We start from the raw sequence: 24,342 nt of genomic DNA on the forward strand, positions 1-24,342 counted from the left end.
AAGAATTATGAGCAACGCTAAAGACGTTACCGACGCTAGTTTCAGCACCGACGTGCTTGCCGCTAAAAAGCCTGTCATCGTGGATTTCTGGGCAGAATGGTGCGGACCGTGCCGTAAGTTGGGTCCGATTCTGGACGAAATCTCGGTTGAGTACGGTGACAAAGTTGACGTAGTCAAGCTGAATGTCGACGACAACCCCGCTATCGCGGCGGAATATGGAATCACCTCCATCCCGGCCGTTTACCTCTTCAGCGGGGGAGAAGTGAAGAGCACGGTTATCGGTGCCAAGCCGAAGCAGTTCTTCGAAAAGGAATTTGAGTCCGTCCTGTCCTAAGGCATTGCACTAGGAATCTCAGGCGTTCTTTCGCTTGTGAGTCAGCCGGTGGTTTTCGCTTTTGAGCGACAATCACCGGCTTTTTCATGCCCAGAGGCTCTTATCGATTGCAAAGAGGGCCCGCAGTTTGTCTCTGAACCTGATTTCAGTTCGAAGAGCTGCGCCAATTTTGTTATGGCCTTGGACGAAGCCGGACATACTGCACACTAGAGCCAGTTAGCCAATCTCTGGCGCTTCTCTCGCTGTAGTGTGCTCAATAGTCAGTGGTTCAGAATGGGCAGAGGACCGTTTCACGTGAAACATGGTGTCGGGCATTTCGGGGGAGAAGTTATACCAGTGGTCTAAGTCGTCTAGTGCCTGGTCCTTCGGGCACGGACTGTTTCACGTGAAACATCCCCGATTTGTGGTGGGTCAGTGGAGCGCATCTTTGGGCCTCTATATTTGCAGACTGTCTGGACTCGTTCCTCACTGAACGGCGTCGGGCGCGTCACGTCTCCGCGAATATTCAATGGTCCGGCCCTATCGTCAATCAACTTGGGCAAATGTCTTCTTAGGATCTACAACAATGTTTCACGTGAAACGGTACTAGCCGACTCTATCCTGCAGTGCTAACCATCTCTTAGCCATCCGCTTCGAAGCCAGGGCACATGCATCGAGGCGGGAAATCGCAGTCTCTCCCATAGCTCCATCGGAGACCGCGCGCCGAGTCTATAAGCCGAACCGTGCACAAAACGATCACACCCGCAGCGTCATAAAGAGGCTGGACGAATATTGTCTAATCGGAAAGCTATTCAGTTACATTTGCGGAAAATAGTGATTCTTTCAATTCGCCGAAACAGATCCAGGGTAGGAAGGATCCCCGCCTGCGGAGACCGCCCAACTGCTCATGCATTCGTCAACGACTTGGAGCCGCATACCATCGGAGACACTTGACGGCATCGCCGCCATTTCTAACCCGGAAGGCGAAACCTCCTTGTGGTTGTTCCTGGGGATTGTAGGGCTGTTACTACAAAAGATGAATCGCTCATCCAAGGAAGACACGGAAGTGGGCAGGATGGCGATTCACCACTGGAGGTTCCCCGCGCCCGGTACTGAGCTGAATGATCCTTTCAAGCGAGTTCTAGTGGAAGCGGACCGAGGTCATGGAGAATCCCCACGCCACCATTCCCGAACCAGGAGCCGGGAGTGGTGCTCACGGTCTTGGAACGGCGTGTGAGCCTTCCGTTTTGTTAGAGCCACATCTGCTTCGCATGGCGTGCCTGGCGCTTAAGCCGAATAAATCACCCGATCGAATGCTTCGTGCAAGCTCATACTATCTGTGCAGCTCTCGGCCGGTACAAAGTCCCTTGTCGGAAGGCTTCCCGTCGATCTTCGTCCCACAGATGGGTGACAGTCGGTGCTGGCGGAATCCGCAGGCACCCAAGCACCGATCCCTCGTTCACGGGGAAGTCGATACAGCGCCCAGTATTTATACCCTCTAAACTCCCCACTTGCGATCGGGACCATGATCCACGTCATGGCATCGGCAGTACTGGGCTTGGGCAGTGCCGCGGGCTGCTGGGTCATGCGGTAATCCGCTGGGCGCTAGTGCATCCAAACGTGCTAGCCGGTGCCGAACAGACCTTTCCCGAACCACCACTGACCAGCTCACCTCAAGAATGTAGGGCCAATACAGATGCTCAAACTCTCAGCTGCACACTATGGCATGACGGCGGAGGGCCTTCTGGACTTGGACCGCGACCTGTACCGTTCACTCTGCTTGGAACTTTGTCATCCGGCGCGGCAGCTGGACCAATTGCATCCACCGAAATTGCACAGCCTGGCTCATCTCCCGGCGATTCGGACGCGACAGATGCATCGGCCAGAAGCCTTCCTGAGCCCAAATTTTCTCGCCGAAATGCGCACCAGGCAATGCCAAACACGCTGCCCGGAGGTTAATCAGGCTCGTCCCAAGTCGCTGTCGATCATCCCCTACGCATTCGGCTCGTGAGGATGTATTCCAGACATGAAGCACAGTGAGCTTTGCGGCATCCCTTGTTCACCTGGAAACTTCACTATCTGCGTCCCCGGGGAGCCACTGTTTCACGTGAAACATATCGAAACTCCGGAGCGGATGTTCACCTTAGCGTGTCCCGTAACATCAGACGACCTCGAAAAATCGCTAAGAATCAGAAGCCGATAGGTCTTCCGTAAGGGCGTACCGAGTGCCTCCTCTAAGCCATGCCGGAATAGATATCCACCGTTCAGTCGAAAGTTATGCACAATGTTATCCACAGCGATATCCACCGACCCAGGTTATACGCAGTGCCGCCGTTCGAGCCCGGCCTGCGGGACTTCGAGCGCGCGCAAATGAGTAGACCCTCGTTCAGAGAGTGAAGGTTGTTAGAGCCCTCTTCGTCAAGCTGGTTGTGAGTCATTCATTAGCTGTTGATTGAAGGAGCCGGCGGTGCCCGTTGATAACAAGGGTTTTACGCGTGAAGAGATCCGTGAGTTCATGCATGAGTATTATTTGCAGCCGCACGGGACGAGGAAGGAGTGGCTTGCCTCGACGCCCATTTCCGACTGGACGTTCCGCAGGTGGCGCAAGATGTTGGTCCAGGGCGATATCGACCGTGGTCTGATTCCGCGGGAGCATGGAGGCATGGCCCCTACAAATCGTGAGCTCTCCGCGTTTGAAAAAGCACGCTCGAAGGAAATGGCTGCCCACCGTGCCGAAGTCGAAAAACTCCAGAAGCGGGTGCAGGAGCTGGAGGATACGAATTCCGCGCTGGGAAAAGCTATCGGGCTCTTGCACGAGTTGAGCGTGCCCGAGCCCGATACAACCCAGACGAGCGCTCAGAAGGATTCGTAGCGGCCGAGAACAGTCTTGTCCTGGCGCTGCATGTGATCACCGGCTCCCAGCGGACAGCGCTCGTGCTTGCGGGCGTGTCGCGCGGGACCTGGCATTACCGGTTCAATCCCCGTCCGGCGGTGCAGGACCCGATCCACCAGGTTGACCGGGCCTACGAATGCCGGATCAGCTCCGCGCATCAGGAGCGGATCCTGGGGTTCATCCTGGCCGGTTGGGGGAAGGGCAACTCTGTTGACCATTCCTTCGCCACAGCCTGGGACGACGGCGTGCTGCTCGCTTCCAACCGCACCTGGTGGCGGATCGCGGCAGGGTACGAGGATCAGCTGGCCCGCCCAACCTTCCCGCGCAAGCGTGGCGGCAAGCGGGGTTCCGCTCAGAAGCCGGTGCTCAAGGCGACCGGACCTTGCCAGGTCTGGTCCTGGGACATCTCCGACGTCTATTCCAAGTGGCAGGGGAAGGTTTTCAAGGTGTACTCCATCATGGACATCTTCTCCCGGGAGATCGTCGGCTGGCGGGTGGAGGAACGCGAGTCCGACCACCTCGCCGCGGACATGTTCGAGACAGCCATCGCCCGGCACGGCGCCCCGGACATCGTGCATGCCGATTCAGGCCCGGCCATGAAATCAAACCTGCTCCGTGAGACCCTCACCGCCCACGGTGTGGAACTGTCCCATAACCGCCCGTACGTCTCCAACGACAATCCCTTCTCGGAGTCAGGGTTTCGCACGATGAAATACCGGCCCGGCTACCCCCGCACCTTTGACGATCTCGAGGCCGCGAGGGAGTACCTCACCGGCTATGTGCACTGGTACAGCACCGATCACAAACACTCCGGCATCGCACTGTTCTCACCCTCACAAGTCCACAACGGCTCGTGGAAAGAACTCTGGGACAAACGAGACAAAGTCCACCAGGACTACTACGAACGACACCCAGAAAGATTCCGCCAACGACCCACCACACCGGCCCCCGCCCAACACGTCGGGATCAACCTGCCCGAGACCAAAACACCCCAAAAACTAGCCCAGTGACTCCACACAGCTTGACAATTTTCGGAGCAACGTCAGAACTGGCCTGAAACCGAGAAAGACTACCCGTTTTCGACACAAATTCGAGAGAATCAGCAGGCTTTCGAGAATTAGGGACCGTTTCACGTGAAACAATCACACCAATGAATCACGGCCTCCGCCGTACCAGTCCACGGCCACTGGAAGCGTCGCAACTTGGCATCCACAGACTGCCAGCCCCCACTACTTATCAACAAAGTTATCCACAGCGATATCCACCGGCTTCCAGGGACTTTTCAACAGCTCTGGGACAGCCACAAAACCATCGATCCACATCAATGTGAAGCGCGGTCCGCGATAGCTGTTGCACCCATCCATCGCCTTGTACGCAGCTCGGTTAAGCAGCTCGCCCCAGGAGTTGGCGATGATGCTCCCGGAGACTAGGGAGACAGGTATGTGATCAGCCGCCGTGGTTCGCCTACGGTTCCCAAGCTGGGTATTCGTACGCGTCTCCTAACTATCACAAAGGCACCAGACACCGAAGAACTCTGGTTCCTGCGGTCATTGGCTTCCACATACAATCATGGTCTTCACCAGCGCCGAACTCTCCCGCCACACTTCAAAACTAGCGTACGACGGAACAACCGTTTGCCTCCCAGAACAAACGTGATCCAGCCTTCGCAATCAAGAGTGCAAGGATTGCGTAGCTCTGGCGTCAAGACCGAAGCAGGCATGTGACACGAGGCGAGTCGACGACACGCATCGGCCCAAACGGATTGCCGGGCCATATCGGCGGCGACGGCCGGGATCCGCACGCTGTGTCCACCGCCGACCTTCTAAACACGCCAGATCGAGAGCGTCACGCAATACCCGCCACGGAGAGCGCTCTCCAAGCATGCACGCAACACTCTCACTTGACTGCCGGGGAGCATAAACAAGCGCATTCGCCGAATGAAGATCGAGCGAGAATCTACGGAGACAGGGCGTGTGTACCACTACTCACAATCACCACTGAGACACGCTGTACCGCCAGCAAGGACACATCGAAGCGCCTAACGGGGCGCACAACGGAACGGGGCACCATCGCTGCGGATCTGCAACTCTCCTCTTGGAGCACTCCTATCAGCTTGTACAGGGATCACTCGGGTGCTCGCTGAATACACCCTCGCCATGAAGGCGTCAACGGGGAGAATAGTCAGATCCACGTGACCGAGGTACCTCGCACGTTAGCTTGCCCGCTGAGTCACCAGCCGAGGACCACTCGCCAGCACTGCACAGCAACCGCGCTCCACGAGGACCACACGGAAGAACGAAACAACCACCGATCTCCAAACTGAGCAATAACGGACATGATCGACTACAACGGAGCGTCCAGGCCGATGTCCAGCGCACGGGAACTATGACCGCGCTATTGCGCGCCACAAGCCCAGGATATCCAGCGCCAACACTCTCGGGACCGCTGGCCCTTGCGTTCGATGATTGAAAGTGTTTCCAGCGGATAGATAGCACCAACCGGGGACCCTGCTGCCACCGTCCAAGAAACCCCAGACCCACGCGGAACCGCGAACGTAAAGCGCACGACGCAAAACCCTACTGATAGTTAAGTATCAATTGCTGGCGGCTCTGTTTGTCCTTTCACGGCTTCGATCTTCTTAAGGAGCCTCGTTTCACGTGAAACATCACGGAGCTAATGGCTTCTATTGGGTGTGGACTGATAAGGGTGCACACTTGGCTGCTAGCAGATGAGGTGCGCAAATAGTTCGGATTCGCCGAAAATTCGGGATACACACATGCCGTCACAGTCGGCCCGGAAAGTCCCCACCGAAGCAGAACGGCGAAGTCTCCAAAGCGAGTCCGACGGCGAACCATCGCGCGCCGCGTCATCCAGGAAGAAGACCGCAGTGTTTCACGTGAAACACTGCACAGCACAGGCGATACCTGCCTAAACCTCCACCGGACGCTACCACCCTGGAACACGGGCCGGTCTCCAGGCGCTTGCCACACTGTGTATCCATATGCGTATCAACGCTGCACCGATAGTCCTTCATCGCGGATCTCGCCGCAAGAACCGTGATGGGTTTCGACAACTCAGGCGATGACAAAGCTAGGTCTGCGACAAGCAAGATCCCAGTCGTGGCCCGTAGAGGGTGAGGCGTCGTGCCAACCAGGCAAAGCAACGCAATACCGACCATCGAAGAGCTGGCGCCCTTAGCCCGCGGCAAGTGGAACGAATGGAGCACACTATCAATCTTCGAGTCATCCAGAAATCAAGCAGTTACCCTTCGGCACCGGGCGATATTACATCCATGATCCGATTCAGATCCTCAACACTTGCAAACTCAATGCTCACGCGACCCTTTCGAGCCCCGAGGGTAATCTTCACGTTGGTGTCAAGACGATCCGAAAGGGACGAAGCAAGGTAGTCCAGGCGTTCGTGGCGCGCATTGGGGCGTGGGATGCTGTTCTTCGGCGGCACCGTAGGATCCTGGTACAGTGCAACTGCTTCCTCGGTAGCACGTACAGACATACCCTCGGCGACGATTTTCTGCGCGAGTCGCTCCATTGCGGCCGAGTCCGGCAGAGCAAGCAACGCACGCGCGTGGCCGGCCGAAAGAACACTTGCCGCAACGCGACGCTGGACCAAGGGTGGCAGCTTGAGGAGACGAAGCGTGTTAGAGACCTGCGGCCGCGAGCGTCCAATCCGATCAGCCAGCTGTTCGTGGGTTGTGCCGAAGTCTTCCAACAACTGCTGGTAGGCGGCTGCCTCTTCCAAGGGGTTCAGCTGACTGCGGTGAAGGTTCTCCAGCAAAGCATCGCGAAGGAGGTCATCATCATTCGTATCACGGACAATCGCCGGGATGGTTTCGAGGCCAGCGGCCTGAACTGCCCTCCATCGACGCTCGCCCATGACCAATTCATACGGTTCTCCACCCTTTTCGGTAGAAGTACGTACAACAATTGGCTGGAGGACGCCAATCTCTTTGACGGAGTGAACGAGCTCCGCCATGTCGTCCTCATCGAAGACACTACGAGGCTGCTTGCGGTTTGGATGGATGTCGCCGACGGGAATTTCCGCGAAACGCGCTCCTGGAACTTCGACTAGTTCAACCTCGGGAGCCTCCACGCGAGGAGTGTCAGAAACAGTCTCTTTAGCGGACGCGGCCTTCACTTCATGTGAAACCTCCGAGGCGGCGACCTTTGCGGAAGGTGACTTCGCCGCGGGAGACTTTGCCGGCGTCGGGCTCTTGGAAGAGGAGCCCCGCGACGGCGAACTCTTGGCTACCTCGGTTTCAAAAACTTCCGGGGTATCGACCGTGTCCGCCGCCTTGCGGGCTTCGGGGAAGAAGAGGTCCACGGGGCGGGACGCCGGAACGCCATTGCCCGATGCACCGGCCGAAGCGGAGCTGGGAATGAGAGCCCCAAGACCCCTACCCAGGCCTCGTCGCTTTTCGCTCATTAGTATGTCCCTCCGGTGGAATGGCAAGAATGGAGCCCGCCAAGGATGTTGCAGTGATTCAGAAAGTCTAGCGTTCGGCGATTTCCGCGGCGGCTTCCATATAGGACAACGCGCCGCTGGATGAAGGATCGTAAGTCATCACAGTCTGTTGGTAGCTCGGTGCTTCTGAGATGCGGACCGAGCGTGGGACCACTGCGCCGAGAACCTGATCGGGGAAATGCTGGCGAACTTCGGAAGCTACCTGCGCGGCCAAGTTGGTGCGTCCGTCGTACATCGTCAGCAAGATGGTAGAAACAACCAAATCGGCATTGAGGTGCTTCTGGATCATTTCAATGTTCTTGAGGAGCTGGCTGAGACCTTCCAAGGCGTAATACTCACACTGAATCGGGATGAGTACCTCGCTTGCCGCGCAGAAGGCGTTGACGGTCAGCAGGCCCAGGCTGGGCGGGCAGTCGATGAAGATGAAGTCCAGGCGGCCTTCACCATTCTTCGCCCGTTCCTTCGCATACACATCAATGGCACGGCGAAGACGCTGCTCGCGCGCAACAAGGGAAACCAACTCGATTTCCGCTCCGGCCAAGTGAATCGTGGCCGGAGCGCAAATGAGATTAGGAATGTCCGGGCAGGGAGCCACAACGTCGCGCAGGGGAAGGTCGTTGATCAACACGTCGTAGATGCTGTCGACGTCGGCGTGGTGCTCAATACCCAGGGCGGTGGACGCGTTGCCCTGGGGATCTATGTCGATGACCAGGACATTGAGACCGGCGGAGGCCAAGGCAGCCGCGATGTTGACCGTTGTAGTTGTCTTTCCTACCCCACCCTTTTGATTGGACACCGTGAAGATACGGGTTTTCTCAGGTTTGGGAAGATCGCGCCCCACCAAGCGTTCCCGGCGTCGGGTCTCGTTCGCGAGCTGTCGTGCAATCGGGCTGGAGTCGTCGATGGAGTCCATGACGTTGTCATTTTCGACAATCAAGGTTTCACGTGAAACACCCGTGTTTGAAACCGATTTAGTGCGCATCAACGCAGACTCGAATGAGGCCGAGGGCGCAGCCATAGCCCGCGCAGACCCCAAGGAAATAAATGGCGGGATCCGCTGCGTGGAGGTTTCGCTACTGCCCACAGTCACACTCTCACTCTCATTCGGCTCTAGCTGCCGTTCTCTAGCTTAACCGCTCAGTTACGGACACGCGGGACACAGCGCCGAAGCTAAGCGATCTTACGCTGTTTATTGACGACGATCCTCACCACTGTGGTGGGTTCCTCCAAAAGCTCCTGCCCACAAACCACAACGGACGTTTCCACGCCGCCGAGTTTGCGGACGACTTTTGCTGCTTGCTCAATCTCCTCGGCAGCACTGCGGCCCTTGATGGCGACCACCTCACCCTTGCCGTTAAGCAAGGGAATGGTCAGGCCAGCAAGCTTGGACAAAGCAGAGACAGCCCTCGCCGTGACAACATCGGCGTCGACCATCCCCACTGCGAGCTCCGCACGGGTGCGCATGACCGTGACGTTATCCAGGCCGAGATCGTCCACTACTTCCTGGAGCCAGATAACACGGCGTTCGAGGGGTTCGATCAGAGTGAGTTCAAGGTCGGGACGCGCAATTGCCAAGCACAGACCGGGAAGCCCTGCGCCGGACCCGACGTCCGCAACGTGGCTTCCGTGGGCGATAGCCGATTCGATGACTGCACAATTGAGAACGTGCCGGCTCCAGAGGCGGGGAACCTCACGCGGGCCAATCAACCCGCGCTCGGTCCCTGACGTCGCCAAATGTTCTACATACCGCTGGGCGAGCCCAAGGCGGTCACCAAAAATCTTCTCTGCCGCCTGCAGTTCGGCGGCCGTAATTTCAACCATGATCCGCTAGTCGGCCGAAACCACAATGTGGCGGCCTGCGCCTTCGCCCTCAGACTCGGAGACAAAGCCCAGGTCCGCAACGGCGTCGTGCACAATCTTGCGTTCGTAGGCGCTCATCGGTTCCAGAGCCACTGCGGCACCAGTCTCCTTGACCTTCGCAACGGCGTCCTCGGCAATCTGCTGCAGATCGCCTGCCCTCTCCTTGCGGTAACCGTTGATGTCGAGCACAAGGCGCGAGCGGCTCTCTGTGGCGGACAGCACGGACAGGCGAGCGAGTTCTTGGAGGGCTTCAAGCACTTCGCCGTCTTGGCCTACCAGGCTTTCAAGACCCTCGGAGTCCTCTTCGGCCGCAATGGAGATGTAGGTACGGCCGTTGCGGATCTCGATATCGATATCGCCGTCGATGTCGGCAATGTCCAAGAGCTCCTCAAGGTAATCTGCGGCTACGTCGCCCTCTTCCTCAAGGCGGCTCAGGGAAACGCCCTTCCCGGAAGACTCGCCATCATCGGGGGTTGCTGCCGTGGTCTCTGCCAGTTCCTCGGTGACGCCAGCGGCCGTTTCCTCTTCGGTGCTTTCAACAGACATTACTTCTTCTTCCTGTTCTTACGTTGTGGCTGGATGCGCTGCTGTGCCTTGAGCTCGACGGCGGCCACTTCGGCAGCGACGTCTGCGTCCTTCTTGGCGCCCACGAGGGGCAGAGAAGGCAGGCCCTTGGCGGCGCGACGCTCAGCAAGTGCCTTCGCTGCGGGGGATCCCGGCGTTGGCATGCGGCGGATGACAAAGAACTGCTGCCCCATGGTCCACAGGTTGGTGGTAGTCCAGTAGATGAGCACGCCGATGGGGAAGTTGATGCCACCTATGCCGAAGACGAGCGGCAGGACGTAGAGCATCATTTTCTGCTGGCGCATGAACGGGCTGGCCATGGCTTCTTCAGACATGTTCTTGGCCATGATCTGCTTCTGCGTAATGAACTGCGAAGCGGTCATGGCGAGGATCATCACGATCGACAGGATCCACACGACCGTCTGGTCGGTACCAGCAGGTCCGCCGTGAAGCAGAGACGCCGAAAGGGGGGCGCCAAAGATGCTGGATTCGTCGAACTGCACCACCTGCTCATGGCTCAGGGCTCCGATACCCTGGCCGGCCTGACGAGCTTGGGTGATACCGGAAAGCACCTGGAACAGCGCGAAGAAGAACGGCATCTGGATCAACATGGGCAAACAAGCCGAGAACGGATTAGTGCCGTGCTTCTTGTACAGCGCCATCTGCTCCTGGGCCATGGCTTGGCGCGAGAGCTGGTCGGTCTTGCCCTTGTACTTCGCCTGCATCTTCTTCAGATCGGGCTGCAGCAGCTGCATTCCTCGCTGCGCCTTGATCTGTTTGACGAAAACAGGGATCAGTGCGGCTCGGATCACCAACACCAAGCCGATGATGGACAGCGTCCAGGTCCAGCCGTTCTCAGGTGGCAGGCCGATAAAGCTCAGGCCGTCGTGGAACCCCAGCATGATCGCGGACACTAGCCACTTGAACGGGGCCAGAATTGTTCCAAAGATGTCCATACGTTTTCCCTATTTCCTCAGGCCGCTGTGCGGCGACCGTCTTCATCAGACCGCACAGCCAGGAACTGATCCGGGTTGTTCAGTACAACAATTGTGGGCGTCTGGCCTTCGGGCCAGTGACGATGTCCGGCGGGGACGTGGTCCACGCCGCCGGCGTTCCAGGGGTGGCAACGCACAAGACGCCGCCCAGCGAGCCAACTTCCTTTGACGGCACCGTGTACCGTCACCGCTTCCAAGGCATAGGCCGAGCAGGATGGGAAGAACCGGCACACCTGGCCGTATAAGGGAGAGATGATCGTGCGATACGTCTTCAGGAGGATGATGAGGACGTTGCGGGGCAGCTCCCACAGAAATGTTCCAAGGATTCTCGGAGCAACCCTCAAATAGCGGACGACGGCGGAGCTCAGCTCATGCACGCGTTGTCCCTTCCGTTGTGGTGCCCTGGGTGGGCGAAACAACTCGCGGCGAGGATCCGCCAAGCCGTTTCGTGGTTGCCGCCAAGGCGGCGTTGTAATCCGTCAGCAGCTGGTCCCAGCTTGCCGTCGCTGCCGCGGGCAGCGCCCGGACAACAACAGCAAGGCCCGTGCCGTGCTTCTTCAAAGACAAAGCGCCTGCTTCTCTCAGTCTCCTCTTAACGAGGTTCCTGGTCACAGCGTTCCCGACAGCTTTGGAAACTATGAAGCCGATACGGCTCGGCTCTCCGACACCGAGAGGTGCCGTATATAACACTAAGTTCCGGCGTCCATTGCGGACGCCGGAACGTACAGTTGTTGAAAAGTCGGTTGAAGTCCGTAGACGGTTACGGGTGGCTAGCACCTATTGGCTCGCTTGGGAGACTGACCGACGAGTCAGTAATTTAGGCCGACAGCTCGACGCGACCCTTGCCACGACGGGCGGCCAAGATGGCGCGGCCGGCACGGGTGCGCATACGAAGGCGGAAGCCATGCTTCTTGGCCCGACGGCGGTTATTCGGCTGAAAAGTCCGCTTGCTCACGTTAGTTACTCCAGTGGATCAAAGGTGCGCCCACCCGATCAATAGGGGAAGAACTGGCCGACGCTAAGTTTATTTGTGTATCCGCCGCCGCCGAACGCCGGATTTGCCGGAAGTGCGGGTGGTCAAAAAGCGGACACATAGGACTTCACAACGTTAGGGCAAAAAGACCTGTCAGGTCAAACCGGGAGCCCTAGTGCCCGCTATCCCCAGCTGTGGCTAAGTGCACCGGGCTGCCTGTGGATGAAGTGGCTCACAGGCCCCTTTCAGAACCACAGCCGTGTAATTATCCACAAGCCTGTTCCCAGCTATCTTCTGGAGTTTTCATCCCCTAGAGTGTCTCAGTAGCCGATTATCCACGGACTGTGCATAACCCTGTGGATTCGGTTCGGAATCCACGCCCAATGATTGGCCACGGACCATCGGCTGCCGCAATCCAGGCAAGCAAGCACCCGAGGGAACCAATTGATGACGGTAGACGAAGCCAACCACGCCAACACGGTCGGAAGTTCCTGGCGGCGGGTGCTGAGCCTGCTGGAACAAGACGATCGCGTCACACCCAGGCAACGTGGGTTCGTTATTTTGGCGCAGGCTCAAGGCCTCATCGGCTCCACCCTTTTGGTGGCCGTACCCAACGAACTGACCCGAGAGGTTCTCCAGACGCAAGTCAAGGACGCCCTCGACGACGCGCTCCGCAGCGTCTTTTCCGACGACATCCGGTGCGCGATCGACGTCGATACGGATCTGGTGCCCATCCACGAAGAGCCGGCCCCCGCCGTCGAGCTCTCTTCCGTAAACGATCTTGCCGTGGAACTAAAGCCACAACCCACTCCGCCGAGTACTTCACACGAATTCGGCCGGCTGAACCCGAAGTATGTCTTTGACACCTTCGTGATCGGTTCTTCCAACCGCTTTGCCCACGCAGCCGCCGTCGCGGTCGCGGAAGCACCGGCCAAGGCCTACAACCCGCTGTTTATCTACGGTGATTCCGGGCTCGGCAAGACGCACCTTTTGCACGCGATCGGACACTATGCCCGTCGGCTCTACAGCGGCATCCGGGTGCGCTACGTGAATTCCGAGGAGTTCACCAACGACTTCATCAACTCCATTCGCGATGACGAAGGTGCCAGCTTCAAGACCACATACCGCAACGTCGATGTGCTGCTGATTGACGACATCCAATTCCTGGCGGGCAAGGACCGGACGCTCGAAGAGTTCTTCCACACGTTCAATGCCCTTCACAACAACAACAAGCAGGTGGTCATCACCTCGGACCTTCCGCCCAAGCAGCTGGCCGGGTTCGAAGACCGCATGAAGTCCCGTTTTGAGTGGGGTCTGCTGACCGATATCCAGCCGCCGGAACTCGAAACCCGCATCGCGATCCTCCGCAAGAAGGCCCAGAGCGAGGGTTTGTCCGCCCCGGACGACGCGCTGGAATACATCGCGTCCAAGATCTCCAGCAACATCCGTGAGCTCGAAGGCGCCCTGATCCGCGTCACGGCGTTCGCCAGCCTCAACCGCCAGGCTGTCGATGTGGCCCTCGCCGAAATGGTGCTGAAGGACTTGATCACCGACGACGGCGCACAGGAGATCACGGCCGATCAAATCCTCAAGCAAACGGCCGAGTACTTCAAGCTCAGCATGGAGGAGCTCTGCAGCAAGTCGCGCACGCGTACCTTGGTGACCGCCCGCCAGATCGCTATGTACCTGTGCCGTGAGCTCACGGACATGTCCTTACCGAAGATCGGTCAGGAACTTGGCGGCCGCGACCACACCACGGTGATCCACGCAGACCGCAAAATCCGCGAGCTGATGGCCGAGCGCCGTGTGATCTACAACCAGGTGACAGAGCTGACCAACCGCATCAAGCAGCAGCAGCGCGATTCCTAAGCCGCTACTACATACCTTATTAACAGGCACATGTGGATAAGCCTGTGGATACTTAAGGGGACAAGCGCGGTTAATGGGCTTAAAACCCTTAAGGCATCTGTGGATCATCAAAAACGGCCCTGGGGGTTATCCACGTCCACACCCTGTTTAAAACCCTGTCCACCCACATATCGTGAACAGGCCTTAACCGCGGAACTGCGGGCCCAAAGGCGGTTATCCACAGTTTCCACAGGGGTTATTAACACTACTAATCCCAAAAAAATGAATTCCCTCAAATAACAATCTCCTTCCGCCCGCCCACCGACGCAGCCCGAGGCTGCTCCGAACCACAGACCAGCAAGCCGGGGATGGGTTAATGCCCGAAGTTCCGGCTAAGCTGTCTCCATCGCGTCCATCCTTGGCGCTGCTTTGTAGTTCGCCCCCGCGGACCATGCAGCTATCCGGTTCCGGACGATGGTTTTCGGGGCTCCTGAGGGGCTCCGGGTGGCACACTGGCAGCAGCAATGAAAGGCGGCACCCTTCCGTGAAGTTCAGAGTCGAGCGGGACGTCCTGGCAGAAGCCGTCACGTGGACAGCCCGGTCGTTGTCTCCGCGGCCGCCCGTCCCGATCCTTTCCGGGCTCTTGCTCAAGGCAGAAGCCGGAACCGTGAGTCTCTCGAGCTTTGATTACGAAACCTCAGCGCGACTTGAGATTCCGGCCGACATCACTACCGAGGGAACCATCCTGGTTTCCGGGCGCCTCCTGGCCGATATTTGCCGCAGCCTTCCCTCGGCGCCGGTGGATATCGAAACCGATGGCAGCAAGGTCACCCTCACGTGCCGTCGAAGCAGCTTCCATCTCGCCACCATGCCGGAATCCGAATACCCGCCGCTGCCCGCGCTGCCCCCGATCAGTGGAACTTTGCCCGGCGACGCCTTTGCCCAGGCGGTCTCCCAGGTCATCATCGCGGCAAGCAAGGACGACACCCTTCCGATCCTGACCGGTGTCCGCATGGAGATCGAGGATGACATGATCACCCTCCTTGCCACGGACCGTTACCGCCTCGCCATGCGGGAAGTGCCGTGGAAGCCGGTCACTCCAGGGATTTCCACGAGTGCTTTGGTGAAATCCAAGACTCTCAACGAGGTTGCCAAGACCCTCGGCGGCAGCGGCGACATCCATCTGGCCCTCGCTGATGACGACAGCCGCTTGATTGGCTTCGAAAGCGGCGGGCGCACCACCACCTCCCTCCTCGTCGACGGCGACTACCCCAAGATTCGGTCTTTGTTCCCCGAGTCGACGCCGATCCATGCGACAGTCCAGACACAAGAGCTTGTTGAGGCAGTTCGCCGCGTGTCGTTGGTCGCCGAACGAAACACCCCTGTCCGCCTGGCCTTTACCCAGGGCCAGTTGAGCCTTGACGCCGGCACCGGCGAGGACGCCCAGGCATCCGAAGAACTGGAAGCCCAGCTAAGCGGCGAAGACATCACAGTAGCTTTCAACCCGCACTACCTGGTGGAAGGCTTGAGCGTCATCGAAACCAAGTTCGTGCGCTTTTCCTTCACCACAGCCCCCAAGCCGGCCATGATCACTGCCCAGGCTGACGCCGACGGGGACGACAAGGGCGACTATCGTTATCTCGTGATGCCTGTCCGCCTCCCCAACTAGCCCGCAATAGTTGTCGTTTTAGGCCTCCAGAACGTCAACAAATGCGAGCCAGTTGGGTCAATACCAAACCACCAGCGCAGAAAAGAGTTCACCCCGTGCACATCGGACTGATCGGTCTTGGAAAGATGGGTTTCAACATGCGCGAGCGCATGCGGAACGGCGGAATCGAAGTCACCGGCTTCGACCGCAATCCGGACGTCGCCGACGTCGGATCCATCGATGAACTCATTGCTGCGCTTCCGACTCCGCGCTTGGTCTGGGTCATGGTTCCTGCCGGCGACATCACGGATGCCGTGATCAGTGAACTCGGTGAGAAGCTCTCTGCCGGAGACATGGTGATCGATGGCGGCAATTCGCGATTCACCGAGGACCAGAAGCACGGTGCTTTCCTGGCCTCCAAGGACGTCCGGTTTGCCGACTGCGGTGTTTCCGGAGGTGTCTGGGGCCTGCAGAACGGCTATGGACTCATGGCGGGTGGCTCGGACGCGGACATTGAGCTCGCATTGCCCGTATTCGACGCTCTTCGTCCCGAAGGAGAGCGTGCCGACAGCTTTGTCCACGTAGGCGGCGTGGGCGCAGGCCACTACGCCAAAATGGTGCACAACGGCATCGAATACGGTCTGATGCAGGCCTATGCCGAAGGCTACGAACTGCTCGCGGCCAAGGACATCATCAAGGATCTTCCCGGCACCTTCCGTGCTTGGCAAAAGGGGACGGTAGTGCGTTCCTGGCTCCTGGACCTCATGGTCAAGGCCTTGGACGAAGACCCGGGCCTGGCCTCAATCGGTGACTACGTCGAGGATTCCGGTGAAGGCCGCTGGACCGTGGAGGAAGCCATCGCCAACGCGGTTCCCGCTCCGGCCATCACGGCAGCGCTTTTCGCCCGCTTCTCCTCCCGTGAGGACAGCTCACCGGCCATGAAAATGGTCTCTGCGCTGCGCAACCAGTTCGGCGGACACGCCACACGTCCGGCCAAATAGGCGCGGGCGACCAGCAATACGCGTGTACCTCGAACACCTTTCCCTCACCGATTTCCGCAGTTACGCCCAGGTTGACCTCAAACTCGGCCCGGGCGTCACTGTTTTGGTGGGATCCAATGGCATCGGCAAGACAAACCTCATGGAAGCCATCGGATATCTGGCCACCCTGAGTTCGCACCGGGTCAGTACGGATGCACCCCTCCTGCGCTTCGGCACGGAGCGGGCTTTGATCCGGGCGAAGCTCGTCCGCGGGGAACAAACAACGGTAGTCGAACTCGAAATCAATGCCGGCCGCGCCAACCGCGGGCGGATCAACCGCGGGAACCCCGTGCGCGCCCGCGACATTCTCGGCATATGCCAGACGGTACTTTTCGCACCTGAGGACCTTGCCTTGGTCAAGGGTGATCCGTCCAACCGTCGTCGCTTCCTTGACGAACTGCTGGTGAGTCTCATGCCCGTGCACGCGGCGACCCGCAGCGACTACGACCGCGTCCTCAAGCAGCGCAACGCCCTGCTGAAATCGGCCCGCACCGGGAAATTCACCTCAGGCCATGAGGCAACCCTCGATGTGTGGGACCAGCATATGGCCCGGGCCGGTGCGGAACTTCTCCATGCACGGCTGGAACTCGTCGAGCGGCTCCGCCCCCACCTCAAGAGCGCTTACGCGCAGTTGACGGATGGCACCAAGGAGGCCGGCGCGATCTACCGCTCCACTATCCAGGGGGTATTGGACGACGACGGCGGTCCCGCCGAGCGCGCTGACGAAGCTTCGGACGGGGTTGAGGATCTCCGCTTGCTTTCCGTGGAACAGCTCACTGAGCGTTACGTTCAGGCTTTTGCCGCCTCGCGCCGCAAAGAGCTGGAGCGCGGGATTTCGCTGGTTGGGCCCCACCGCGATGAACTCGAATTGGTCTTGGGCCAAGCTCCGGCCAAGGGCTATGCCTCGCACGGGGAAACGTGGTCCATGTGCCTTTCCTTGCGGCTCGCCTCGTACTACGTGATGTTGGACGATACACGTACGGGCGGTTCTGCTCCGATCCTTATTCTCGACGATGTGTTCGCCGAATTGGACGTTGAGCGCAGGCGTAAACTGGCTGCAATAGTGGCCGGCGCCGAACAGGTGCTGGTGACAGCCGCCGTCGACGCCGACATTCCCGAAGAACTGGCCGGGCGGCGTGTGAAGGTTGTGCCCGGAGGCATTGATGGAGAAGGATAGCCCCGGCGGACGCCAGCCGGGCAGGGACCCTGACGAGATCGACGCTGCCCAATCGGCCCTGAACCGGATGCGGGAAGCGGCCGCTGCGCGGGGTGAAATCCGCCGTGCTGCTCCCCGAACGGGCGTCGCTGCTAAACGCAAGGGCGTCCGCGATACCCGCGGATTCAGCCAATTCCACGGTAGCGGCAGGGATCCTCTTGGCTTGGGAAAAGTGGTGGGGAGGCTCGTAGCTGAACGTGGTTGGACCTCTCCCGTGGCTGTCGGCTCCGTGATGGCGGAATGGGATGCCTTGGTGGGACCTGAAATTTCCGCGCATTGCACTCCGGAGAGCTTCACCGACACCACGCTTCATGTCCGCTGCGATTCCACGGCGTGGGCAACACAGCTCCGGCTCTTGAGCACCAGCCTCTTGGACATGTTCCGAAGGGAACTCGGAGACGGAGTGGTGACGTCCATTCAAGTGCTTGCGCCCACCGCACCGAGCTGGCGCAAGGGCGGCCGAAGCGTCAACGGGCGGGGCCCCCGGGATACCTACGGGTAACTTCCCTCCACCCGCGGCAGCGCATTTGCTTGAACGGCGCACAGGGGCGAGAAACCTCCCCGGACCGTATAGCTCCCTAGAGGGTGCCGTTTTGGCGGCTTGAAGATGTGGCCAGTGGCCTCCCAGAGCCACTTTCCTGACCATATGGGCCGGGTTTTGCAAGGAACTGCGCCCAGTCACGATAGAATCGGCATAGACAACTGGGCGCCGGCGAACGTTGATTGGCACCGCTAAACAGCAATGTGAAAGCGGATCCGCCAATCGCGAGGTAGCCGGCGTTAGCAGTGACGTCCCTGTTGGCGGCTGCCGTATCCCCGTGGTGTGTCCTGACGGACGTGCTTCTTTGGTGCGGTGACGGCCGGCGACCATCGAACACGGAGGAGTCGAAAGCGCCTGTGGCTAACGACAATGCAGAGACCTTGGCAGTAGATCCCGCAAAGGAGAACGCCCATAAGCCTGACACGCCCTCGGGGTCTAGGGAGTACGGCGCGAGTGACATTACCGTCCTTGAGGGTCTCGAAGCGGTGCGCAAACGCCCCGGTATGTACATCGGATCCACAGGGCCGCGCGGCCTCCACCACTTGGTATATGAAGTGGTGGATAACTCGGTGGACGAGGCCCTGGCAGGGTACTGCACCCACATTGAGGTCACTCTCCAGGCCGACGGCGGCGTCAAGGTCGTGGACGATGGCCGTGGTATCCCGGTGGATATGCACCCCACGGAGAAGAAGCCGACCGTCGAAGTTGTCATGACCATCCTGCACGCGGGCGGCAAGTTCGGCGGCAGCGGCTATGCCGTGTCCGGTGGCCTCCACGGCGTCGGCATTTCCGTTGTCAACGCACTATCGCGCAGGGTGGACACCGAGGTGCGCCGCCAGGGCTACGTTTGGCGGATGAGTTTCGCCGACGGCGGCAAGCCACAGGGTGGGCTGGTCCAGGGCGAAGCAACGGACCAGACCGGAACGTCCCAGACGTTCTACCCGGACGGCACCATCTTCGAAAGCACCGATTTCGATTTCGAGACCCTCCGCGCACGCTTCCAGCAGATGGCCTTCCTCAATAAAGGCCTGCGCATCACCCTCACGGACGAGCGTCCTGTCGCAGGGACAGGTGACGATGATCTGGATCTTGATGCAGTTGCCACCGAAGGCGAAGTGGCGGCTGAGCACCGCACCGTCGTTTACCAATACAATGACGGTTTGCTCGATTACGTGAAGCACCTGAACTCGAGCAAGAAGGTGGACATCGTCCACGAGGACGTCATCGCCTTCGAAACCGAAGATACTGAGCGGCACATCGCCGTCGAGGTCGCGATGCAGTGGACCACGGCCTATTCCGAGAGCGTCCACACCTACGCCAACACGATCAACACGCACGAGGGCGGCACCCACGAAGAAGGGTTCCGTGCTGCGATGACGTCGCTCATCAACCGCTACGCGCGCGAGAAGACCATCATCAAGGAAAAAGAGGACAACCTCACCGGTGATGACATCCGGGAGGGCCTCACCGCTGTCATCTCTGTGAAGTTGTCCGAGCCCCAGTTCGAAGGCCAGACCAAGACCAAACTGGGTAACTCCGAGGTCAAAGGCTTCGTTCAGCGCGTGGTCACCGACCAACTTGGCGACTGGTTGGAACGAAACCCCGGTCCCGCCCGCGATGTCATCCGCAAGGCTGTCCAGGCGGCCCAAGCCCGGATGGCCGCCCGCAAGGCACGCGACAACGCGCGTCGCAAGAGCCCCCTGGAATCCTTCGGCATGCCAGGCAAACTTTCCGACTGCTCCTCAAAGGACCCCGCGCGCTGCGAGGTCTACCTCGTGGAGGGTGACTCCGCCGGAGGATCGGCCAAGCGCGGACGCAACCCCGAAACACAGGCCATCCTGCCGTTGCGCGGCAAGATCCTGAACGTGGAACGCGCACGCCTGGACAAGGCCCTCGGCAACAATGAAGTCCAGTCCATGATCACGGCCTTCGGCACTGGGATCGGCGAGGACTTCGACATCTCCAAGCTGCGGTATCACAAGATCGTCCTGATGGCCGATGCCGACGTGGACGGCCAGCACATCACCACGCTGCTGATGACGTTGCTGTTCCGCTACATGCGTCCGCTGATCGAGAACGGTTACGTCTACCTCGCCCAGCCTCCGCTGTACCGCATCAAGTGGTCGAACGCCCCTCACGACTACGTCTATAGCGACCGTGAACGCGACGCCAAGCTGGTCTCCGGCCAAGCCGCGGGCCGCCGAATCCCGAAGGACAACGGCATCCAGCGCTACAAGGGCCTCGGCGAAATGGACTACACCGAACTCTGGGACACCACCATGGATCCGGACCACCGTACGCTCCTGCAAGTCACCATGGACGACGCCCTGGCGGCAGACCAGACCTTCTCCGTGCTGATGGGTGAGGACGTGGAATCGCGCCGGAACTTCATTCAGCAGAACGCCAAGGACGTCAGGTTCCTGGATATCTAGAGACTTCAAAGCCCCTAGGAATATTCCAGTACTGACATATACCTGAAACGGAAATCATAAACTATGAGTGAAGAAACACCCGAGGTCCCCGCCGAGTCGGCCGGCATTCCGGAACCCGTACTTGAGGGCGATGTGCTGACCGATCGCGTAGACCAGGTGGATCTACAGACGGAAATGCAGCGTTCCTACCTGGACTATGCCATGGCCGTTATCGTTGGCCGTGCGCTTCCGGACGTCCGAGACGGCCTCAAGCCCGTCCACCGCCGTGTGCTCTACGCGATGTTCGACGGCGGCTACCGCCCGGACCGCTCGTTCAACAAATGCGCCCGCGTTGTGGGCGAGGTCATGGGTCAGTACCACCCGCACGGTGACACCGCGATCTACGATGCCCTGGTCCGCCTCATCCAGGACTGGACCATGCGCTACCCGCTCGCGCTGGGCCAGGGTAATTTTGGTTCCCCTGGCAACGACGGCGCCGCGGCTCCGCGATACACAGAAACCAAGATGGCCCAGCTGGCCATGGAAATGGTCCGCGACATCGACGAGGAAACCGTCGACTTCCAGGACAACTACGACGGCAAGAACCAGGAACCCACTATCCTGCCGGCGCGTTTCCCCAATCTGCTGGTCAACGGTTCCTCCGGCATAGCCGTCGGCATGGCCACCAACATCCCGCCGCACAACCTCCGCGAAGTCGCCGATGGTGTGCAGTGGTATCTGGCCAATCCAACGGCCACCCGTGAAGAGCTGCTTGAGGCATTGCTCGTGCGCATCAAGGGTCCGGACTTCCCGACCGGTGCCACCATCCTTGGCCACAAAGGCATCGAGGACGCATACCGGACGGGCCGCGGCTCTATCACCATGCGTGCCGTGGTGAACGTCGAGGAACTGCAAGGCCGTACATGCCTGGTGGTCACCGAACTTCCGTATCAGGCAAACCCGGACAACCTGGCCATCAAGATCGCCGAACTGGTCAAGGACGGCAAGATCCAGGGCATCGCGGATCTCCGCGACGAGACGTCCGGCCGTACCGGACAGCGGCTGGTGATCGTGCTCAAGCGCGACGCCGTGGCCAAAGTGGTGCTGAACAACCTCTACAAACACACCCAGCTGCAGGACAATTTCGGTGCCAACATGCTGGCGATCGTCGACGGCGTACCCCGTACGCTGAGCCTGGATGCCTTCATCCGGCACTGGGTGGCCCACCAGGTGAGCGTCATTGTCCGGCGGACCCGCTACCGGCTTCGCAAAGCCGAGGAAGAGGCGCACATCCTGCGCGCACTCCTCAAGGCGCTGGACATGCTGGATGAGGTTATTGCACTCATCCGAGCGTCCAACACCACCGAGGCTGCCCGCGATGGCCTGATGGGGCTGCTGGAGATCGACGAGCTCCAGGCGCGCGCCATCCTCGACATGCAGCTGCGCCGGCTGGCGGCGTTGGAAAGGCAGAAGATCCAGGACAGGCACTCCGAGCTTGAGGCGATGATCACGGAGTTCAACTCGATCCTGGCGTCCGAGCAGCGCCAGCGCGACATCATCAGCCAGGAGCTGGCTGAGATCGTGGCCAAGCACGGCGACGACCGTCGGACCCACATCCTCATGGGCTTCGACGGCGACATGTCGATGGAAGACCTCATCCCCGAGGAAGAAGTGGTGGTCACCATCACTCGCGGCGGATACGTCAAGCGCACCCGCAGCGACAACTATCGTTCGCAGCAGCGTGGCGGCAAGGGCGTCAAGGGCGCCCAGCTTCGCGGCGACGATGTCGTGGAGCACTTCTTCGTCACCACCACGCACCACTGGTTGCTTTTCTTCACCAACCTGGGCCGCGTGTACCGGGCCAAGGCGTACGAGCTTGCCGAGGCCGGCCGCGACGCCAAGGGACAGCACGTGGCAAACCTGTTGGCCTTCCAGCCGGACGAGCACATCGCCCAGGTCCTGGACTTGCGCGACTACGAACAGGCGCCGTATCTGGTGCTCGCCACCAAGAACGGGCTCGTGAAGAAGACGCGCCTGGAAGACTACGACACTAACCGCACTGCCGGCGTGATTGCCATCAACCTTCGGGATGAGGATGAGCTTGTCTCAGCGCAGCTTGTGTCCGAAACGGACGATCTCCTCTTGGTTTCCCGGAAGGGCCAGTCGATCCGTTTCACTGCCACCGACGAGGCACTGCGACCCATGGGGCGCGCCACTTCGGGTGTAACCGGCATGAAGTTCCGCGAAGACGACGAACTCCTTGCGGCCGACGTCGTCCAGGATGGCTCGTTCGTGTTCGTAGTGACCGAAGGCGGCTACGCCAAGCGCACCGCCGTCGAGGAGTACCGGCTCCAGGGCCGCGGTGGCCTTGGGATCAAGGTCGGTAAGTACCAGGAGGAACGCGGGCACCTCGTCGGTGCGCTCATCGTCAATGAAGAAGACGAAGTCCTGGTAGTCATGGAGGGTGGAAAGATTGTCCGTTCCGCCGTCGCCGGCGTTCCAGCCAAGGGCCGCGACACCATGGGTGTCATCTTCGCGAAGCCGGACAAGAATGACCGCATCATCGAGGTGGCCCGTAACAGCGAACGCGGCCTTGATGGCGAAGAATCCGACGACGAACCGGGCGATGGCACTGACGGGCCCGCAGGCTTCAATAGTGGCGAAAATCCCGTCGGAGGCCCGTCCGAGGCGGCCGATGACGTAACGTTGGCTGCAAACGGCGGCGCCAATGAGGTGACCGTGACGGCCGAATCGGGGTCGGCCGCAGGATCCGGTAGTGGGTCCGGCGTCGAGCTGAACGAAGACAACACCGGAGGTAACGAGTGAGCAATTCGGACTCATATCCCAAGCCGAGTACGGGTGTCCCTGGAGGATTCCGGCAACCGTCGGCTACTCCGCGGGTAGACGCACCGGCCCGTCCCCAGCAGCGGCCCGCAGCATCCACCTCGGGTGCAGCGGGAACCGGCGCAGAAAGGGTCCCGGGACAGCGTCCAGCCGTTCCCGGGCAGCGTCCAGTGGGGGCGCAGCGACCGGCAGGGCAGCGCCCCGCCGCGCCTGGTCAGCGACCCGTTCAAGGCCAGCGACCCGCTCCCGGGACTCCAGGGCTTGTGAAGCCGGCGCCGAAGGCAAAGGTTCGCCGTGCCCGCCTGTTGGTCAGCAAGGTCGATCCATGGTCGGTGCTGAAGATGGCGTTCCTGCTGTCCGTCGCATTGGGCATCGTCACCGTGATTGCCGCGATCGTTCTTTGGACTGTTCTGGACCTTACCGGGATTTTCAACCAAGTGGACAGCCTCTTGGGCACCCTGGCAGGTTCGGAAAGCGGTGGTTTTGAACTGAAGAAGGTCGCTTCCCTGGGACAGGTCGCTTCCTTTGCCACGATCATTGCCGTGGTGAATGTTGTCTTGCTGACTGCCCTCTCGATGTTGAGTGCTGTGCTCTATAACATTTCAGCAACACTCGTTGGTGGCATTGGCGTGACCCTCACCGACGACTAGCCTAAGTGGCCTGAAATAGGGGGAAACCACTGGAAAACAGTGGTGAAAATACCTCGATTTGAGA

Annotated in this window: 18 protein-coding genes and 1 pseudogene; 11 read left to right on the forward strand and 8 right to left on the reverse strand. The window is 59.7% G+C overall.

Features of this window, described 5'->3' with window-relative positions:
- Positions 1-7: 7 nt before the first annotated feature.
- From trxA to A3M3_RS0120540, 3 genes are all read left to right on the forward strand, one after another.
- A complete protein-coding gene (trxA, locus tag A3M3_RS0120525; RefSeq protein WP_028267905.1) occupies positions 8-334 on the forward strand; it encodes a thioredoxin in 327 nt (108 codons plus the stop codon).
- Positions 335-2,780: 2,446 nt separating this feature from the next.
- On the forward strand, positions 2,781-3,185 hold the full coding sequence (locus A3M3_RS0120535) for a hypothetical protein (protein WP_231497171.1): 405 nt from the start codon (positions 2,781-2,783) through the stop codon (positions 3,183-3,185).
- Between the two features lie 32 nt (positions 3,186-3,217).
- The gene (locus A3M3_RS0120540; RefSeq protein WP_197023106.1) at positions 3,218-4,216 is read left to right on the forward strand and encodes a DDE-type integrase/transposase/recombinase; all 999 of its coding nucleotides are present in this window, start codon (positions 3,218-3,220) and stop codon (positions 4,214-4,216) included.
- 2,251 nt (positions 4,217-6,467) lie between these two features.
- Here the strand turns inward: A3M3_RS0120540 and A3M3_RS0120545 are convergent.
- The 8 genes from A3M3_RS0120545 to rpmH form a co-directional block, all read right to left on the reverse strand.
- Positions 6,468-7,649 carry a ParB/RepB/Spo0J family partition protein gene (locus A3M3_RS0120545; RefSeq protein WP_028267906.1) on the reverse strand — a complete coding sequence of 394 codons (1,182 nt, stop codon included), beginning with the start codon at positions 7,647-7,649 and terminating at the stop codon, positions 6,468-6,470.
- Positions 7,650-7,716: 67 nt separating this feature from the next.
- Positions 7,717-8,772 carry a ParA family protein gene (locus A3M3_RS0120550; RefSeq protein ID WP_231497391.1) on the reverse strand — a complete coding sequence of 352 codons (1,056 nt, stop codon included), beginning with the start codon at positions 8,770-8,772 and terminating at the stop codon, positions 7,717-7,719.
- 86 nt (positions 8,773-8,858) lie between these two features.
- Complete coding sequence (rsmG, locus tag A3M3_RS0120555) at positions 8,859-9,509, reverse strand: 16S rRNA (guanine(527)-N(7))-methyltransferase RsmG (protein ID WP_028267908.1); 651 nt, start codon at positions 9,507-9,509, stop codon at positions 8,859-8,861.
- 6 nt (positions 9,510-9,515) lie between these two features.
- The gene (locus A3M3_RS0120560; protein ID WP_028267909.1) at positions 9,516-10,094 is read right to left on the reverse strand and encodes a Jag family protein; all 579 of its coding nucleotides are present in this window, start codon (positions 10,092-10,094) and stop codon (positions 9,516-9,518) included.
- Positions 10,094-11,068 (reverse strand): membrane protein insertase YidC, encoded by a 975-nt coding sequence (gene yidC, locus A3M3_RS0120565; protein WP_028267910.1) that lies wholly within the window; start codon positions 11,066-11,068, stop codon positions 10,094-10,096. The genes A3M3_RS0120560 and yidC overlap by 1 nt, the downstream gene beginning before the upstream one ends.
- A gap of 17 nt (positions 11,069-11,085) precedes the next feature.
- Entirely contained in the window at positions 11,086-11,484 is a 399-nt protein-coding gene (gene yidD / locus A3M3_RS0120570; RefSeq protein WP_442853126.1) for a membrane protein insertion efficiency factor YidD, read from the reverse strand.
- Entirely contained in the window at positions 11,477-11,884 is a 408-nt protein-coding gene (gene rnpA / locus A3M3_RS0120575; protein ID WP_028267912.1) for a ribonuclease P protein component, read from the reverse strand. Before rnpA ends, yidD begins: the two co-directional genes overlap by 8 nt.
- Before the next feature lie 40 nt (positions 11,885-11,924).
- On the reverse strand, positions 11,925-12,062 hold the full coding sequence (rpmH, locus tag A3M3_RS27710; RefSeq protein ID WP_011776797.1) for a 50S ribosomal protein L34: 138 nt from the start codon (positions 12,060-12,062) through the stop codon (positions 11,925-11,927).
- A gap of 465 nt (positions 12,063-12,527) precedes the next feature.
- On the opposite strand from rpmH, the gene dnaA reads away from it, so the two are divergent.
- From dnaA to A3M3_RS0120615, 8 genes and pseudogenes are all read left to right on the forward strand, one after another.
- A complete protein-coding gene (gene dnaA / locus A3M3_RS0120580) occupies positions 12,528-13,949 on the forward strand; it encodes a chromosomal replication initiator protein DnaA (protein WP_028267913.1) in 1,422 nt (473 codons plus the stop codon).
- Between the two features lie 523 nt (positions 13,950-14,472).
- Positions 14,473-15,597: a DNA polymerase III subunit beta gene (gene dnaN / locus A3M3_RS0120585; protein ID WP_028267914.1), complete on the forward strand. Its 1,125-nt coding sequence runs from the start codon at positions 14,473-14,475 to the stop codon at positions 15,595-15,597.
- A gap of 32 nt (positions 15,598-15,629) precedes the next feature.
- Positions 15,630-16,577, forward strand: a pseudogene (gene gnd / locus A3M3_RS0120590) (phosphogluconate dehydrogenase (NAD(+)-dependent, decarboxylating)); the annotation flags it as partial.
- 22 nt (positions 16,578-16,599) lie between these two features.
- On the forward strand, positions 16,600-17,793 hold the full coding sequence (gene recF / locus A3M3_RS0120595; protein WP_028267916.1) for a DNA replication/repair protein RecF: 1,194 nt from the start codon (positions 16,600-16,602) through the stop codon (positions 17,791-17,793).
- Positions 17,780-18,334: a DUF721 domain-containing protein gene (locus A3M3_RS0120600; protein ID WP_028267917.1), complete on the forward strand. Its 555-nt coding sequence runs from the start codon at positions 17,780-17,782 to the stop codon at positions 18,332-18,334. Before recF ends, A3M3_RS0120600 begins: the two co-directional genes overlap by 14 nt.
- 395 nt (positions 18,335-18,729) lie before the next feature.
- Positions 18,730-20,805, forward strand: a complete 2,076-nt coding sequence (gyrB, locus tag A3M3_RS0120605; RefSeq protein ID WP_028267918.1) for a DNA topoisomerase (ATP-hydrolyzing) subunit B — start codon at positions 18,730-18,732, stop codon at positions 20,803-20,805.
- Between the two features lie 63 nt (positions 20,806-20,868).
- A complete protein-coding gene (gene gyrA / locus A3M3_RS26205) occupies positions 20,869-23,610 on the forward strand; it encodes a DNA gyrase subunit A (protein WP_028267919.1) in 2,742 nt (913 codons plus the stop codon).
- On the forward strand, positions 23,607-24,278 hold the full coding sequence (locus A3M3_RS0120615; RefSeq protein ID WP_028267920.1) for a DUF3566 domain-containing protein: 672 nt from the start codon (positions 23,607-23,609) through the stop codon (positions 24,276-24,278). Before gyrA ends, A3M3_RS0120615 begins: the two co-directional genes overlap by 4 nt.
- Positions 24,279-24,342 lie beyond the last annotated feature (64 nt).

The sequence above is a fragment of the Arthrobacter sp. MA-N2 genome (assembly GCF_000517125.1).
GTDB classification, from domain to species: domain Bacteria; phylum Actinomycetota; class Actinomycetes; order Actinomycetales; family Micrococcaceae; genus Arthrobacter; species Arthrobacter methylotrophus.

Coding starts and splice junctions, on each gene's coding strand:
- dnaA (WP_028267913.1), top strand. CDS start 12,528: ATGACGGTAGACGAAGCCAACCACGCCAACACGGTCGGAAGTTCCTGG.
- trxA (WP_028267905.1), top strand. CDS start 8: ATGAGCAACGCTAAAGACGTTACCGACGCTAGTTTCAGCACCGACGTG.
- gyrA (WP_028267919.1), top strand. CDS start 20,869: ATGAGTGAAGAAACACCCGAGGTCCCCGCCGAGTCGGCCGGCATTCCG.
- A3M3_RS0120545 (WP_028267906.1), bottom strand. CDS start 7,649: ATGAGCGAAAAGCGACGAGGCCTGGGTAGGGGTCTTGGGGCTCTCATT.
- A3M3_RS0120600 (WP_028267917.1), top strand. CDS start 17,780: ATGGAGAAGGATAGCCCCGGCGGACGCCAGCCGGGCAGGGACCCTGAC.
- rsmG (WP_028267908.1), bottom strand. CDS start 9,509: ATGGTTGAAATTACGGCCGCCGAACTGCAGGCGGCAGAGAAGATTTTT.
- A3M3_RS0120560 (WP_028267909.1), bottom strand. CDS start 10,094: ATGTCTGTTGAAAGCACCGAAGAGGAAACGGCCGCTGGCGTCACCGAG.
- yidC (WP_028267910.1), bottom strand. CDS start 11,068: ATGGACATCTTTGGAACAATTCTGGCCCCGTTCAAGTGGCTAGTGTCC.